The organism is Methyloparacoccus murrellii (assembly GCF_054657115.1).
This window is the reverse complement of sequence record NZ_BAAHXD010000001.1, coordinates 56,100-71,020: the sequence shown is the minus strand read 5'-3', so window position 1 is coordinate 71,020 and position 14,921 is coordinate 56,100. Positions and strand designations below refer to the sequence as shown.

Below are 14,921 nucleotides of genomic sequence, written 5' to 3'. Positions count from 1 at the left end.
GGTGATCGAGTCCATCGTCCGGGCGGCGCTCAACCAGCGCATCGTCGTCGCGGTCATCGCCCTGTGCCTGGTCGGTTTCGGCATCCTGCAGCTGAAGGAGCTGTCGGTCGATGCCTTTCCCGATGTCACCAACGTTCAGGTCCAGGTGGCGGCCGAGGCGCCCGGGCGGTCGCCGGAGGAAGTCGAGCGCTTCGTCACCGTGCCGCTGGAAATCGCCATGACCGGCCTGCCCGGCCTGGTGGAGATGCGCTCGGTCAACCGCAACTCGCTGTCGCAGATCGTGCTGGTGTTCACCGACCAGACAGACATCTATTTTGCCCGCCAGCTGGTGCTGGAGCGCTTGATCGAGGTGGGCTCACGCATGCCCGAGGGCGTGACGCCGGTGCTGGGTCCGGTGTCGTCGGGTCTCGGCGAGGTCTATCAGTACACCCTGGAGCTGCCCAGCGACGGCGATCGGCCCCTGACCGACGCGGAGCTGACCGAGCGCCGCACCATCCAGGATTGGGTGGTGCGGCCGCTGCTGCGCGGCGTGCCGGGTGTCGCCGAGATCAACTCCATCGGCGGCTACGAACGCCAGTATCAGGTCCAGCCCGATCCGGACCGGCTGCGCCACTATGGCCTGACGCTGAAGGATGTCTACACGGCGTTGGCGCTCAACAACGCCAACAGCGGTGGCGGCAAGCTGCCGCATTACGACGAACAGTACCTGATTCGCGGCGTTGGCCTGATTCGTGGCGTCGAGGATATCGAGGACATCGTCCTCAAGGAATCCGGCGGCATCCCCATTCATGTCCATGATGTCGCCAAGGTCATGGTCGGCACGGCGGTACGTTCGGGGGCGGTGATCAAGAATGGCGTCACCGAATCGGTGGGCGGCATCGTGCTGATGTTCCGCGGCGGCAACGCCAAGCGCATCGTCAGCGACGTCAAGGCGCGGGTGGCGGAAATCAACCGCGAGGGCATGCTGCCCTACGACCTGCAGATCGTGCCGTTCTACGACCGCTCGGAACTGGTGGATGCCGCCATCCATACCGTCGGCAAGGTGCTCCTGGAGGGCATCGCGCTGGTCGTCGTCGTGCTGTTCGTCTTTCTCGGCGATATCCGCTCCAGCCTGATCGTGGTGGCGACGCTGATCATCACGCCTCTGTGCACCTTCATGGTGATGAACCACTACGGCATCTCGGCCAACCTGATGTCACTGGGTGGCCTGGCCATCGCCATCGGCATGATGGTGGATGGCTCGGTGGTGGTGGTGGAGAATGCCTTCAGCCATCTCGGCGAGCATGCCGCCAACGATCCCACCAGCAAGGGCCGCGTGCTGCTGCGGGCAACGCGGCAGGTTGGCACGCCGGTGGTGTTCGGGGTCGGCATCATCTGTCTGGTGTTCCTGCCCCTGATGACCCTGGAAGGCATCGAGGGCAAGCTGTTCGCCCCGCTGGCCTACACCATCGCCATCGCCCTGTTCATTTCGCTGATCGTCTCGCTGACACTGTCGCCGGTGTTGTGTTCCTACCTGCTCAAGGGGGGCGCCGAGCACGATACCTGGCTGATCGGCCTGTTGAAGCGACCCTATCTGGCCATGCTCGATTTCGCCCTGGGTCGGCCCAAGACGGTGATGCTGATGGCTCTGGCGTCGCTGGCAGGCAGCGTTGCCCTGGTCCCGTTCCTGGGCAGCTCGTTCATCCCGGAGATGATGGAGGGCAGCATCGTGCCGGGCGTCAACCGGGTGCCGAGCATGTCCCTGCAGGAGTCGATCAAGCTGGAATCGGAGGCCATGCGCCTGGTCAAGGAGGTTCCGGGCGTGGCCATGGTGGTGTCCCAGCTCGGCCGCAGCGAGAGCCCGACCGACCCGCAGCCGGAGAACGAATCCACGCCCATCGCCACGCTGCTACCGCGCGACCGGTTGCCCAAGGGCTGGGACCAGAACACGGTGATGGAGAAGATCCGCGAAAAGCTGGCGGTGCTGCCGGGCGTGCAGGTCGTGATGGCCCAGCCGATCTCCGACCGTGTCGACGAGATGGTGACCGGCGTCCGCTCCGATATCGCCGTCAAGGTGTTCGGCGATGATCTCGGCGAACTCAAGCGCGTCGCCGACGAGATCATCAAGGTGCTGAACACCATCCGGGGCGCCGCCGATGTCCGCGTCGAGCGCCTGAGCGGCCAGCAATACCTGACCATCGATATCGACCGCCGCGCCATCGCCCGCCATGGCATCAACGTGTCCGATGTCAACGACATCATCGAGGCGGCCATCGGCGGCCGGGTCAGCACGGAAGTTTACGAGGGCGAGCGGCGCTTCTCCGCCGTGGTGCGTTTCCCCGCGTCCTTCCGCAACAGCACCGAGGCCATCGGCCAGATCCTGCTGAAATCGCCCAACGGTGCCTTGGTGCGGCTGGAGGACCTGGCCAGGATCAGCGTGGTCGACGGCCCGGCCCAGATCAGCCGCGAAATGGCCAAGCGCCGCATCGTCATCGGTGCCAATGTGCGCGATCGCGACCTCGGCGGGTTCGTGGCCGAACTGCAGAAGGCCGTGGCCGACAGGGTGCCGCTGCCGGACGGCTATTTCCTCAAGTGGGGCGGCCAGTTCGAAAATCTGGAGCGTGCCACCAAGCGTCTGGCCATCATCATCCCGGTCACCATCGCGGCGATCTATTTCCTGCTGTTCATGCTGTTCAATTCGCTGCGCTTTGCCGGGCTGATCATTCTGGTGCTGCCGTTCGCCTCCATGGGCGGCATCTTCTCGCTGTTCATCACCGGCGAGTATCTGTCGGTGCCCGCCTCGGTCGGTTTCATCACCCTGTGGGGCATTGCCGTACTCAACGGCGTGGTACTGGTGTCCTATATCCGGGGCCTGCGCGAGGGTGGCAAGGGGCAGCAGGAATCGGTACGGCAGGGCTGCATCCAGCGCTTCCGGCCGGTGATGATGACGGCCACGGTGGCGATGCTGGGCCTGATTCCCTTCCTGTTCGCCACCGGGCCCGGTTCCGAGGTACAGCGGCCGCTGGCCATCGTCGTCATCGGTGGGCTCATTACCTCCACCCTGCTGACCCTGCTGGTGTTGCCGGCCCTGTACCGCTGGTTCGAGGAGCCGCGCTTGCGTTAGCCGTGCGCGGCGTCAGGCTGCCGGCGGCATCAGCCGGCTGATCATTTCCCCCAGGTCGACGGGCTTGCTGAGAAAGTCATCCGCTCCGGCGGACAGCGCGGCGTCGCGCTCCTCGGACAGCACGCCGGCGGTCAGGGCGATCACCTTCAGTCCCGTCCAGCGCGGATCGCGGCGGATGGCGCGGGTGGCGGCCAGCCCATCCATGACCGGTATCTGGATATCCATCAGCACGGCATCGAAGCCGCGCGGCTCCGCCTCCAGCCGGTCGAGAGCCTCCCGGCCATGCTCCGCCTGGGCGACGTCGGCACCCTCGCGCTGCAGGGCGCGCTCGACCACCATGCGATTGATGGCGGCATCATCGGCGATCAGCACCCGCCGGCCGCGCAGCCGCTCGCCCGCGGCCAGGACGACAGCCCCGCTGCCAGGCCCGCTCATTCCGGGTGCGGCCGGGGCGCGGCCGGGGTGCGGTCGAAGGGCAGCTCGAAGCGGAACACGCTGCCCGCGCCGGGGGTGCTTTCAACGATGATTTCGCCGCCCATCAGCGCCACCAGCTGCTGGCTGATCGGCAGCCCGAGCCCGGTGCCGCCGTAACGCTGGGTGATGCTGGCGTCAGCCTGGGCGAAGGGGGTGAAGATGCGGCGCAGCGATTCCGCGTCCATGCCGATGCCGGTGTCGGCCACCTCGAAGCGCAGGCGTGCCGTCTGCGCGGTTTGCGCGAGGCACAGCACGCGGAGCACCACCTCGCCCCGGTCGGTGAACTTGATGGCGTTGCCGACCAGGTTATAGAGCACCTGCTTCAGCCTGAGGGCGTCGCCCAGGAAATCCGTCGGCAGGTCCGCAGGGGCTTCGAGGCGCAGCGCCAGCCCTTTCAGGCGCGCATTGGCGGCCATGATGCTGATGATGTTGTGCAGGACGGGGCCCGGGTTGAGTGCGTCCCGTGCGAGTTGCAGCTGGCCGGCCTCGATCTTGGAAAGGTCGAGTATCTCGTTGAGGATGCCTAGCATGGAGTGCCCGGCGGCCAGGATGTGTTCCACCATGTCGTGCTGGTCGGCACTGAGCGTATCCTGCGCCAGCATCTGTGCCATTCCCAGCACTCCGTTCAGCGGCGTGCGGATCTCGTGGCTCATGTGTGCCAGGAACCGCGACTTGGCCGCATTGGCCATCTGCGCCTCGGCCGTGCGTTGCCTGACCTTCTCCTCCAGGTTGCGGTTCAGCGCCCGGATTTCCTCTTCCATGGCGCGCTGGGCGGTGATGTCCTGGCTGATGCCGGCCACCGCTTGCGGCTGGCCATCGCGCAGGTTGCAGGCGCGGCCCAGTGCCCTGATCCAGCGCTGGGTGCCGTCCGGCTGGATGACCCGATATTCCGCCGAATAGTCCTGTTGCGACTTGCGGGCGGCATCCAGCAGCCGCGCGACATGGCCACGGTCGTCGGGGTGCAGCACGGAATAGAAAAGTTCCAGGTTGGCCGCGACACCGTCCGGGGCTGCCAGGTGCCGCCGGCAGGTTTGCGACCAGTCCAGCCGGTCGGTCTGCAAGTCCCAATACCAGATGCCCAGGTCAGCGCCCTCCGTGGCGATGCGCAGCCGCTCTTCGCTCTGGTGCAGTTTCTGCTCTGCCAGGTAGTGCTCGGTAATGTCCTGGACGGTGCCGACAATGCGCAATGGCTGGCCGCCCGGACCGTTGAGCAGGGAGCCCTGGCCGTTGAGGTAGCGCAGCCGGCCATCCGGCAGACAGCAGCGAAAGACCAGAGCCGACGGTTGCCGGCCAGCGAGGCAATCGCGAATCCAGTCCTGCATCGAGCCACGATCCTCGGGGTGCAGCAGCGCCATGAAACCCGGCTCGTCGGGCCTGAAGCGGGCCGGGTCGACGCCATAGATCCGGTAGGTTTCATCGGACCAGGTCATGCGGCCATCCAGCCCATAGATCCAGCTGCCGATGTGGGCGATGGCCTGCGCTTCCGCCAGCTGCCGCCGCTGTTCGATCAGGATGTCCTCGACACGCTTGCGTTCGCTGATGTCCTTGACGATGCCATTCATGTACAGGGACTGGCCTGTGGCAGCATCCCGGTGGACTTTGCCCCTGCCGAGCAGCCAGTGTTCGGAGCCGTCGGGCCGGATGACGCGGTATTCCCGCTCATAGTGGCCATCGCCGGCAATGGCGGCCCGCACCGCCTGGCCGACCGGTTCCCGGTCGTCGGGGTGCAGGCAGTCCAGGGCGCGTCGATAATCGACCTGTGTGCCGGGGGGCCGGCCGAACAGCCGGCAGGTCTCCTCGCACCAGTATATGGTGTCCGTCGCCATGTCCCATTGCCAGACGCAGTCGCGGTGCCGAGCGCTGCTCCCGGGTGATGTCCACGGTCAGCAGCAGATAGCCGCAGACCTCGCGCCGGTCATCCCATAGCGCGCGGACGAAGACCTGGGCCCAGGCTTCCTGCCCCCTGCGGATGCGATAGCGTTGCTGGGAAATCTCCGCAATGTGCGCCGGATCGTCGGGGTCGATGAGGTTGTGGAGATCCTGCCAATCCTCCGGGACGACGAACTCGCGCAGCGATTTCCCCAGCAACGCCTCGCACGCCTGGCCCAGGAAGCGGCCGTATGGCTCGTTGACCCGCCGGAAGCATCCCTGCGGATCGAGTTCCGCGACCCCCAGACTGCCGAGCGCCAGCGTGGCCAGATGCTGCCCGCGATGCTCCATGCCGGGCATGCGGCGAGTGGTCTGATTTTCCTGCATCCCGGTAAAGGCTGTCTCTGATGATGGATGCCGGCAGATCGGGCACCGCTCCGGCCCGGCCACGCCCGGCCTTATATCGCCTGTTGATGGATTGATGCCGTGCGAACTTATGATACACCCGGGCCGCCACTGGCAAGAAGGCCCGTGATTTTGCCGTGCTACCCATATCAATCAATGGCTTGTAGCTGTCTGCGGTATCATGGGCGGGTGGTCCCGGGCCCCTGCGCCGGCAGCGTGCCTGCCAGACTACCCGCCTGGCGGTTCCCGCCATTCGTGTTCCCTCCTTCCCGGTGATGCCGGGGTCATGTTTCCCTCTCGACGATGATGTTACGACGCGCTTTCTGGCTCCTCCTGCTGCTCGGTTTTGCCGCTGTCCTTCAGGCCGCCGCGCCAGCCGGCAGCAATGAAAGTTTCCCCTTGCCCCCGGTCAAGACCTGGCAGAAGACGCTGGAAGACATGGAGCGGCAGCTGGGTTCGGACGAGATCGCCGATTCGCACCTGCTGGGGCTGCGCGACGACCTGCAGACCCTGGTGAGCGCCATCCGTGAAGCCAGGGATGCGGCCGGGGCACGGCTGAAGCTGCTCAGGCACGACCTCGACGCGCTGGGTCCGCTGCCGGCGGATGGCGCACCTGCGGAGTCGGCCACCGTGGTGGCCAGCCGCAAGAAACTGGGTGACGCCATTTCGGAGGCCGAAGGCATCGCCAAGGAGGCGGACCTGCTCATGTCGCGGGCCGACCGCGCGGCCGAGACGATCAAGGTGATGCGCCGCAACCGTTTCGCCGAGCAGGCGCTGACGCGCAGCCTGTCACCACTCGACCCGGCCTTCTGGAGCAAATCCCTGCCGGAATGGGCGGTGCTCTGGGATACGGTCCACACCGGCCTGACCTCCGCCCTGCTGCAGCAGGCCGAATCTTCGGCAACCTTCGTGCCCGGCTCCCGGTTGCTGGCCGGTTTCGCCACGGCGCTGCTGCTGGCGTTTCCCGTCAAGCGCTGGATCATGCGGCGGCTGGGCCGCCTGCTGCCGACCCGCCGGCCCTCGGATGGCCAGCGCTTGCTGATCGCCCTGCTGTCCGGGCTGCTGAATGCCTGGTGGCCATCCCTGGCTGCGTTGGCCATCTACCTGAGCCTGACGGTGGACAACCTGCTGTCGCGGGACATGCAGGTACTGGCCAACCAGGCCCTGCTGGCGGTGATCGCGGCCTCCCTGCTGGCCAGCTTTTCCGCCTCGGCGTTGCGGCCGCAGACGCCCAACCTGCGGCTGCTGGCCTTGCCGGATGCCAGCGCCCGGGTGATCGGGCGGGTGATTCACAGCCTGGCCGCGATATTCGCCTTCGATTATGTCGTCGGTCTGTTCCTGGCGCAGCAGGATGTGTCGGTGGAAGTCATCGCCAGCCAGAACCTGCTGTTCGGCGGGCTGGTGACGCTGGCCCTCGCAGCGCTTCTGCTGCCGCGGGTCTGGGCGCGGGATGGACAGTCGCAGCCGGGTGCCAGGGCCAGCTGGGGTTTGCTGCACACGCTGCTGGTGCTGGTGATCGTCGCGATTCCGCTATCGGCGTTGCTGGGCTACTCGGTGCTGTCGCGCCTGCTGGCCAGCCGGCTGGTCATCACCATCGGCCTGCTGGTGCTGACCTGGGTCTTGCAGCGGCTTGGCCAGGAACTGGCGAACCATCTCGTCGATGGCGACAGCCGCAGTGGGCGGTATTTGCGCCGGCACCTGGGATTGACCACCGACGGTGCCGAGATGCTGGGTTTCTGGGTCGGGCTGTCGCTCGGCGGCCTGCTGCTGCTGGCCGGCCTGCTGGGCCTGGTCGTGCTCTGGAGCCCCGACAAGCGCGATGCCTGGCTCTGGCTGGAACAGGTTTTCCGCAGTTTCAAGCTCGGCGGGATCACGATCTCGCTGGCGGACATCCTGCTGGGTCTGCTGCTGTTCGCAACCCTGCTGATGCTGACAAGGCTGCTGCAGGGCTCACTGGACCGGCGGCTGTTTCCGCATACGCGCCTGGACAGCGGCGTGCAGCACTCCATCCGTTCGGCACTGGGCTATGCCGGGTTCACCCTGGCGGCGATGGCCGGCATCTCGACCATGGGCATCGACCTGTCCAATCTGGCCATCATCGCCGGTGCCCTGTCGGTGGGCATCGGCTTCGGGCTGCAGAACATCGTCAACAATTTCGTTTCCGGCCTGATCCTGCTGATCGAGCGCCCGATCAAGGCCGGCGACTGGGTGGTGGTCGGCGATCATCAGGGGTATGTGCGCAAGATCAGCGTGCGGGCGACCGAGATCACCACCTTCGATAGGGCCTCGGTGTTCATTCCCAACTCCAGCCTGATTTCCGGCGCGGTCATGAACCGGACCTATGCCGACAAGGTCGGCCGCGTGCTGCTGCCGTTAGGCATCGACTACCAGGCCGACCCCGAACTCGCGCGCGAAACCCTGCTGACGCTGGCGCGGGCGAACCCTGCCGTGAAGGAGGTGCCGGCCCCCGCGGTGATGATGACCGGCTTTGGCGAAAGCGCCATCAACCTGGAGCTGATCTGCTTCGTCCACGATGTGGACAAGGTAAAGTCCGTGACCAGCGACCTGTTCTTTGCCATCCACGCCGCATTCCGCGAGCGCGGCATCGCCATCCCCTTCCCGCAGCGGGAGCTCCGGCTGACCCTGGACGATGCCCAGTTGCAGCGCATCGTCGGGGCGGCGCAGGACTGACGGTCCGGCAGACCGGTTGTCCGCGCGCGGCCGCGTTCAGTCCCAGCCTTTCGGCGCCCGGTTGGCGGACGACCGCCGCGCGGCCTGCCAGCGCCGCAGCCGTGCGGCGCCTTCCCGCCGGCTGGCCGCGACCCCTGCCATCAACCCGTTGCCCAGGCCAGCGATCAGGTGCCGCAGGGCCAGCCTGGCCCGTGCGGCCAGTCGCCGGCCACGCACCCAGGCAACCGGCCGGTCCGGCACGGAGCCGCGGGCGATCAACCAGCGCAGCAGGCCGGTGACATAGAGGATGGGCAACGCCAGGCCGGCGAGGAACCAGGCGAAGCGTCCCCAGCCACCCAGCAGTTCCCCGGTGTGCAGGGGCCAGATGGCGGTCAGCGCTGTCTCGCCGGGGCCGAAGCGCAGCGCGTTGCGCACCTCGCGAATCTGTCCGCTGTGCGGGTCGATCCAGACCGCGGTCATCGGATGGCGGTCGTTCAGCTCCGCCGGCTGGCGGAACGTGATCCGGTAGGTGCCCTCGGGACCGTCCGGCGTCGTCACCAGGCGCACGTCCGAGCGCGGAAACGGCCCGCGTGCCAGCAGGACGGCTTCGGCCAGCCCCACCGGTCGCCCCCCCATGGCCTGTCCCGTACTGCGGACACTGGGCCCGTCATCGCCGTGACCCATGCCGGAGGTGCCGACCAGGGTTTCGCCGACGCCGGGGTAGGCCAGGCCGAAACCGGTCAGTCCCAGCATCAGCAGGGCGGTGGAGCCGAGCAGCCCCAGCCAGCGATGCACATCGACGCTCAGGCATGCCAGCCCTGCCGCGGTGCGAAAGCGGAATGCCTGAGGCAGGCGCCGGAACCCCGGCCACCAGAGATAGAGGCCACTGGCGGCCGAGAATGCCAGCAACAAACCGAGGCTGCCGACCAGGCGCCAGCCCCGGCGGCCCAGATGCAGCTGGCTGTGCAGTTGCAGCAGCCAGCTGCGGGCGGTCTGTCCCCACAGGCGGCTCGCCAGCACCTCAGCGGTGTATGGATTGACCGCCACCATCAGCGGCGCATACGGCTGGCCCAGGGTTTCCAGCGGTTTTTCGTACCAGGCGGTGAGCGGGTCCGTGGGCGAGCGCGGCAGCTCCAGCGTCCAGGGACCGGCGTAGTCGGGATGCGCGCGGCGGACGGCGCTCATCAGCTCATCCAGTGATCGCGGGTCGCCATGGGGCTCCACCGTCAGGCCCGGATTGAACAGCCGGTCGAGTTCGTCGCCGTACAGGCAGAGGCTGCCCGAGAGTCCGATCAGGGCGAGGAAGAGACCGAAACCCAGCGCTACGGCCAGATGCGCGCGCAGCCACAGGCGGCGTGGGGGTAGACGGCTCAGCGGCATGCGGCGCGGGTGATCCCCGGGCTATCGCCGGTGCCGCCGCGAACGGATTGACAGTGCGTCATCCAGGCGGATTCGTCGGGATGTCGGCACAGCGCCAGGACCAGCGCCAGGGCGGCATCGAGATGCGATATGGCGGCATTGCTCAAGGGGTCGCCCAGCGCGAAACGTTCGCCGCGAATGCCCAGGATGAAACTCGGCGGCGGCATCCGGCCGTGCAGTTCCATGAAGACGTGCAGCACGGCGGCGGGGCTGATGGCATGGGTGCTGTAGCTGGCGTCGGCCTCCGGTTCGAGCGGCGAGAGCTGCCAGGGCGGAGGACAGTCGAGATGGGCATCGACGAACAGGATCAGCCGGCGGCCCACCAGATCGAGGGCATGCTCGATTTGCAGCTGGAAGTCGGTCAGGCACTCGATGCCGCCGGCCGCCGCGCGCATCCCGGGCGTCAGCTGCCGCTCCAGGCGATCGATCAGCGCGGGCCCCAGCGCGTCATCGCCCCGGCTGGGGTTGCCGTAAGCGAATACCAGGACGGCCGGGACGGTGTCGACAGGCCAGCTCAAGCGTGGCGTTCCAGCCTTGCCACCAGGTTTTCCTCCGCGTCCAGCACCTCCAGTTGCAGCGGCATCTTGCCGAGCGCGTGGGTGGCGCAGGACAGGCAGGGATCATAGGCGCGGATGGCGACCTCCAGATGGTTCAGCAGGCCTTCGGTGGGTTCCTGGCCATCCAGGTAGGTGGCGGCAACCTGGCGGATGGATTCGTTCATCGCCTGGTTGTTGCTGGTGGTGGAGACGATCAGGTTGGCCTTGGTGACCAGATCCTGATCGTCGATCTGGTAATGGTGGAACAGCGTGCCGCGCGGGGCCTCGATGACGCCGATGCCTTCGTGGCGCTTCTCGCCACGGGTCATCAGGTCCTGACTCTGGATGTCCGGATCGTGCAGGTAGCGCTGGATGCCTTCGGCGGAGTGCAGCACCTCGATCATGCGGGCCCAGTGGAAGGCCAGTGAGCTGTGCACCGGACCGCCGGCGCCGTGGGCCATGAAGTCGACCCGCGCGGCCTCGGCCAGCGGGGTGTCGATGAAATCGCAGTTGTTGACCCGCGCCAGCGGGCCGACGCGGTACCAGCCATTCTCCCTGCCCAGCGAGGCGATGTAGGGGAATTTCATGTAGGTCCAGGACCGGACTTCCTCGCGCAGGAATTCGGCATAGCGGCGATAGTCGACGTGGTCGAAGATCGTGTTGCCGAGGTCGTCGTGGGCGCGCAGGCCGCCATGGTAGAGATCCAGCGCGCCATCCGCCCGGATCAGGCCAAGGAAATTGGAGCGGATGTAGGCAAACTGCTGGTTGTGTTCGAGATCGCTGAGGAACAGCTGCTTGGCCAGTTCGACCGCCTCGGCCGACCAGGTGAGCGCCTCCTCGAGGCCTTCCAGCAGATAAGCCACCTCCTCTCCGCTCAGCGACTTGTTCATGCCGCCGGGCAGCGCACCGGTGCCATGCACCCGTTTGCCGGTGATCATGCGGATCACTTCCTGTCCGTACTTGCGCAGCTTGACGCCCTTGAGGCCGATGTCCGGGTAGGCTTCCAGTACGCCGACGATGTTGCGCCGGGTCAGGTCGCTGCCGAAGCCGAACAAGAGGTCCGGCGAGGACAGATGATAGAAATGCAGGGCGTGGGATTGCAGGGTCTGGCCGAAGTGCAGCAGGCGGCGCAGCTTGTCGGAGGCGGGCGTCAGCTGGTCGACGCCTACCAGCTGATCGACCGCCTTGGCAGCGGCCAGATGATGGCTGACTGGGCAGATGCCGCACAGCCGCTGTACCAGCACCGGCAGTTCCCAGTAGGGCCGGCCCTGGATGAAGCGCTCGAAGCCGCGGAATTCGACGATGTGCAGCCGGGCCTGCCGGACCCGGTTGTCCTCGTCCAGCAGCAGGGTCACCTTGCCGTGTCCCTCCACGCGAGTGACGGGGTCGATGACGACGCGCTTGAGCTTCTCGGTTGAGTCTGCCGTTTCCAGATGCTCGTACATGGTGCGCTCCAGACGCCAGGTCGGTTAGGTGTTCCAGGGGTTCGGACGATCACTTTCGAGCATAGCACAGCGACGGAAGGCGTCGCCCTCAACAGGGGCGGCCCGGCCCGGGTCTCTGGTGCGGTCTTTTGCCAAGCCTAAGGTGTTGCGGTAAGGTTCTTCTTGTAGGCCTTCCGGAGTAAATGGTGCATTCGCTGAAAGCGGCCGTATGCGCGATGCTCTTCCGGCAGGCCAACCGATAATCGAGACGGTGCCGCCCCCGGACCCGGCGACGCCCCCAGGCGGGCAGGCACTTCCTTTCACCGTGGCGAGAAGGAGGCAACCATGTTTCTCAAGCAAAAGAAGGAAGGACATCTGGTCGAGGTGCTGGGTCTGAATGACCTCGTCAACCCCACCCACAAGAACATCATCGGTCGACTGCACTACGGCGAGGAAATGCAGGACCCCGAGAAGTTTCCCAAGGCCGATCTGGCTTTCCCCTCGGGGGAGGATCTGCCGCGTTGCTGGCTGGATGTGCACTACCGGGATGCGGAGCTCCGCAAGTAGGCGTTCCCGTCCCCCGTTCAGATCCCCGAGGCGAGGCGATGTGCCTGTCGCGTCGTCTCGGGCAGCCGGTAGCGACGGGTGCAGCGCATCACCCAGTCCACGGATGAGGCCAGCGTGATCCTGTGCCCGGCCGAGACATACACCGGCCGATAGCGCGGACGGGTTCTCAGTACCGCGCCCACGATTTCCCCCCTGTCTTCCAGTGGTGTCCAGCCGCCCCGCTCATCCGGTGCCGGTCCGTGTTGGCCCACCAGCCGTGTCTTGCCGACCCCGATGCTGGGCAGGCCGGTGAGGATGCCGAGATGGCTGGCGATGCCCAGCCGGCGCGGATGCGCGATGCCCTGTCCATCCACCAGCAGCAGCTGCGGCGGTGTGGCTAGTTGGGCCAGCGCCTGCAGCACGGCCGGCAGCTCGCGGAAGGACAGTAGCCCTGGAATGTAGGGAAACGTGGTCGGGCAGCGGGCGATGCCGCTCTCGATCAGGGTCAGCGCCGGATAGGACAACACCGCAATGGCGGCGCGTGTCGTGGTGCCGCCATCCTCGAAACCGACATCCACGCCGGCGACGCAGGTGATCTCGTCCGGCAGTTCGTCCCGCAGGATCACCTGCCGCCGCAGCTGGTTCTGGATCGCTACGGCTTGTTGTGGCGTCACCGTCCAGTCGTGGTGCGGCAGCATGCGGGTTCAGTCCGGCGCCGGCATCTTCTCGCGTCGCTTGGCCTCGTCCCAGAGCGCGTCCAGTTCGGCCAGGGTGTGATCGGTCAGTCGGGCGCCGCGCTCGGCGATACGGCGTTCAATGTGGCCGAAGCGCCGGACGAACTTGGCATTGCCCTGCCGCAGGCAGGCCTCGGCATCGACATCCAGGTGCCGGGCGAGGTTGGCGACGACGAACAGCAGGTCGCCCAGCTCTTCCCGGATGTTGGCCTGGTCGCCCGCTTGATGCGCCGCCTTGAGTTCGTCCAGTTCCTCGTGCAGCTTCTCGAACACCGGCTCGATGTCGGGCCAGTCGAAACCGTGCCGGGCCGCGCGCTGCTGCAGTTTCTGCGCGGTCATCAACGCCGGCATGGCCGGCGGCAGGGTGCCGAGCACGCTGTCATCGGGTTCGGCCTTGCCTTTCTCGCGACGTTCCTGGGTCTTGGAATCTTCCCAGTAGCGATGCCGTTCCTCGTCGGTCGCGAATTCGATATCGCCGAAGACATGGGGATGTCGCCGCACCAGCTTGGTGGCGATGGCCTCGGCCACGGATTCGAAATCGAAATGGCCGGCTTCCTCGGCCATGCGGGCGTGGAAGGCCACTTGCAGCAGCAAATCGCCCAGCTCTTCCCGCAGATCTTCCATGTCTCCGCGCTCGGCCGCTTCGGCGACCTCGTAGGCCTCTTCCAGGGTGTATGGAATCAGGCTGGCAAAGTCCTGGCGGAGATCCCAAGGGCAGCCGTTTTCCGGATCCCGCAGGCGGGCCATGATGTCGAGCAGTCGGCGGGTCTGTTGCATGGCCGCGTGCCCCGGTTCAGAAGCTGGCGCCGAAGTTTTCCCGGTAGCGTTCCTTGAACGCGGCCAGGGTGAGGGTATGGTTCTGGGTGCCGTGGGTCTCGACCTTGATGGCGCCCATCAGCGAGGCGATGCGGCCGGTGGTGGGCCAGTCGAGCTTTTCCAGCAGGCCATACACCAGACCGGCCCGGTAGGCGTCGCCGCAGCCGGTCGGGTCCAGCGTGGCATGTGGCCTGGCCGGGGGAATCTCGATGACCTGGCCATGGGTATGGATCAGGGAGCCGTTGGCGCCGCGGGTGATCACTAGCGCCTCGACCCGGCGCGCCAGTTCGTCCGCCGACAGGCCGGTGCGCTCCTGCATCAGCTGGGCTTCGTAATCGTTGAGCGTGACCCAGGTCGCCTTGTCGACCAGGTCCAGCAGTTCGGCGCCGTCGAACATCGGCATGCCCTGGCCGGGGTCGAAGATGAAGGGGATGCCGGCGGCGGCAAACTGGGCCGCATGCTGCTGCATGCCATCCTTGCCGTCCGGCGAGATCAGGCCGAGGCGGATGCCGCGATCGGTCGGTACCGTGTTGCGGTGCGAGAAGGACATGGCGCCCGGATGGAAGGCGGTGATCTGGTTGTCGTCCAGGTCGGTGGTGATGTAGGCCTGCGCGGTGTAGCTGTCTTCCAGCACGGTGATGTGCTCCTGGCTGATGCCGCAGTAGCCCAGCCACTGGGAATAGGGCGCGAAATCCTTGCCGACCGTGGCCATGATCAGCGGCTCTCCACCCAGCAGCCTGAGGTTGTAGGCGATGTTGCCGGCACAGCCGCCATACTCGCGGCGGAGCTCCGGCACCAGGAAGGACACATTGAGGATGTGTACCTGCTCCGGCAGGATGTGGTGCTTGAACTTGTCGGGAAACACCATGATGGTGTCGTAGGCCATGGAGCCGCAGATCAGGGCTGTCATCGGTGAGTATCGGGT

11 protein-coding genes and 1 pseudogene are annotated in these 14,921 nt (G+C 66.5%); 3 read left to right on the top strand and 9 right to left on the bottom strand.

The window, feature by feature from the left end; genetic code table 11:
* Position 1: 1 nt before the first annotated feature.
* A complete protein-coding gene (locus ACYQ1H_RS00320; RefSeq protein ID WP_460026125.1) occupies positions 2-3,103 on the top strand; it encodes an efflux RND transporter permease subunit in 3,102 nt (1,033 codons plus the stop codon).
* 12 nt (positions 3,104-3,115) lie between these two features.
* Here the strand turns inward: ACYQ1H_RS00320 and ACYQ1H_RS00315 are convergent, their stop codons facing one another.
* The 3 genes and pseudogenes from ACYQ1H_RS00315 to ACYQ1H_RS00305 all read right to left on the bottom strand — a co-directional run.
* Complete coding sequence (locus ACYQ1H_RS00315) at positions 3,116-3,538, bottom strand: response regulator (protein ID WP_460026124.1); 423 nt, start codon at positions 3,536-3,538, stop codon at positions 3,116-3,118.
* Positions 3,535-5,403: a PAS domain-containing protein gene (locus ACYQ1H_RS00310; protein ID WP_460026123.1), complete on the bottom strand. Its 1,869-nt coding sequence runs from the start codon at positions 5,401-5,403 to the stop codon at positions 3,535-3,537. Before ACYQ1H_RS00310 ends, ACYQ1H_RS00315 begins: the two co-directional genes overlap by 4 nt.
* 85 nt (positions 5,404-5,488) lie before the next feature.
* Positions 5,489-5,797, bottom strand: a pseudogene (locus ACYQ1H_RS00305) (PAS domain S-box protein); the annotation flags it as partial.
* Between the two features lie 357 nt (positions 5,798-6,154).
* Here ACYQ1H_RS00305 and ACYQ1H_RS00300 point away from each other — a divergent pair.
* The gene (locus tag ACYQ1H_RS00300) at positions 6,155-8,542 is read left to right on the top strand and encodes a DUF3772 domain-containing protein (protein WP_460026122.1); all 2,388 of its coding nucleotides are present in this window, start codon (positions 6,155-6,157) and stop codon (positions 8,540-8,542) included.
* 36 nt (positions 8,543-8,578) lie between these two features.
* On the opposite strand, the gene ACYQ1H_RS00295 is transcribed toward ACYQ1H_RS00300, so the two are convergent.
* Genes ACYQ1H_RS00295 through ACYQ1H_RS00285 form a run of 3 tightly spaced genes read right to left on the bottom strand, consistent with a single transcriptional unit; the run spans position 8,579 to position 11,921 of the window.
* Positions 8,579-9,901 carry a PepSY-associated TM helix domain-containing protein gene (locus tag ACYQ1H_RS00295; RefSeq protein ID WP_460026121.1) on the bottom strand — a complete coding sequence of 441 codons (1,323 nt, stop codon included), beginning with the start codon at positions 9,899-9,901 and terminating at the stop codon, positions 8,579-8,581.
* Positions 9,892-10,458 (bottom strand): hydrogenase maturation protease, encoded by a 567-nt coding sequence (locus ACYQ1H_RS00290; protein ID WP_460026120.1) that lies wholly within the window; start codon positions 10,456-10,458, stop codon positions 9,892-9,894. Before ACYQ1H_RS00290 ends, ACYQ1H_RS00295 begins: the two co-directional genes overlap by 10 nt.
* Positions 10,455-11,921, bottom strand: coding sequence for a Ni/Fe hydrogenase subunit alpha (locus tag ACYQ1H_RS00285; protein WP_460026119.1), 1,467 nt, complete (start codon positions 11,919-11,921; stop codon positions 10,455-10,457). The genes ACYQ1H_RS00290 and ACYQ1H_RS00285 overlap by 4 nt, the downstream gene beginning before the upstream one ends.
* Before the next feature lie 324 nt (positions 11,922-12,245).
* On the opposite strand from ACYQ1H_RS00285, the gene ACYQ1H_RS00280 reads away from it, so the two are divergent.
* Positions 12,246-12,467 (top strand): acetyltransferase, encoded by a 222-nt coding sequence (locus ACYQ1H_RS00280; protein WP_460026118.1) that lies wholly within the window; start codon positions 12,246-12,248, stop codon positions 12,465-12,467.
* Between the two features lie 17 nt (positions 12,468-12,484).
* On the opposite strand, the gene nfi is transcribed toward ACYQ1H_RS00280, so the two are convergent.
* From nfi to ACYQ1H_RS00265, 3 genes are read right to left on the bottom strand one after another with little or no spacing between them, the layout of a single operon-like run.
* Entirely contained in the window at positions 12,485-13,144 is a 660-nt protein-coding gene (nfi, locus tag ACYQ1H_RS00275; RefSeq protein WP_460026117.1) for a deoxyribonuclease V, read from the bottom strand.
* A gap of 6 nt (positions 13,145-13,150) precedes the next feature.
* The gene (mazG, locus tag ACYQ1H_RS00270; RefSeq protein WP_460026116.1) at positions 13,151-13,957 is read right to left on the bottom strand and encodes a nucleoside triphosphate pyrophosphohydrolase; all 807 of its coding nucleotides are present in this window, start codon (positions 13,955-13,957) and stop codon (positions 13,151-13,153) included.
* A gap of 16 nt (positions 13,958-13,973) precedes the next feature.
* Entirely contained in the window at positions 13,974-14,906 is a 933-nt protein-coding gene (locus ACYQ1H_RS00265) for a carbohydrate kinase family protein (protein WP_460026115.1), read from the bottom strand.
* Positions 14,907-14,921 lie beyond the last annotated feature (15 nt).

Bases quoted from the DNA above. Each gene is read 5' to 3' on its own strand.
- ACYQ1H_RS00265 (WP_460026115.1), bottom strand. From the start codon at position 14,906: ATGACAGCCCTGATCTGCGGCTCCATGGCCTACGACACCATCATGGTG.
- ACYQ1H_RS00295 (WP_460026121.1), bottom strand. From the start codon at position 9,901: ATGCCGCTGAGCCGTCTACCCCCACGCCGCCTGTGGCTGCGCGCGCAT.
- mazG (WP_460026116.1), bottom strand. From the start codon at position 13,957: ATGCAACAGACCCGCCGACTGCTCGACATCATGGCCCGCCTGCGGGAT.
- ACYQ1H_RS00285 (WP_460026119.1), bottom strand. From the start codon at position 11,921: ATGTACGAGCATCTGGAAACGGCAGACTCAACCGAGAAGCTCAAGCGC.
- ACYQ1H_RS00300 (WP_460026122.1), top strand. From the start codon at position 6,155: ATGATGTTACGACGCGCTTTCTGGCTCCTCCTGCTGCTCGGTTTTGCC.
- ACYQ1H_RS00310 (WP_460026123.1), bottom strand. From the start codon at position 5,403: ATGGCGACGGACACCATATACTGGTGCGAGGAGACCTGCCGGCTGTTC.
- ACYQ1H_RS00280 (WP_460026118.1), top strand. From the start codon at position 12,246: ATGTTTCTCAAGCAAAAGAAGGAAGGACATCTGGTCGAGGTGCTGGGT.
- ACYQ1H_RS00315 (WP_460026124.1), bottom strand. From the start codon at position 3,538: ATGAGCGGGCCTGGCAGCGGGGCTGTCGTCCTGGCCGCGGGCGAGCGG.
- nfi (WP_460026117.1), bottom strand. From the start codon at position 13,144: ATGCTGCCGCACCACGACTGGACGGTGACGCCACAACAAGCCGTAGCG.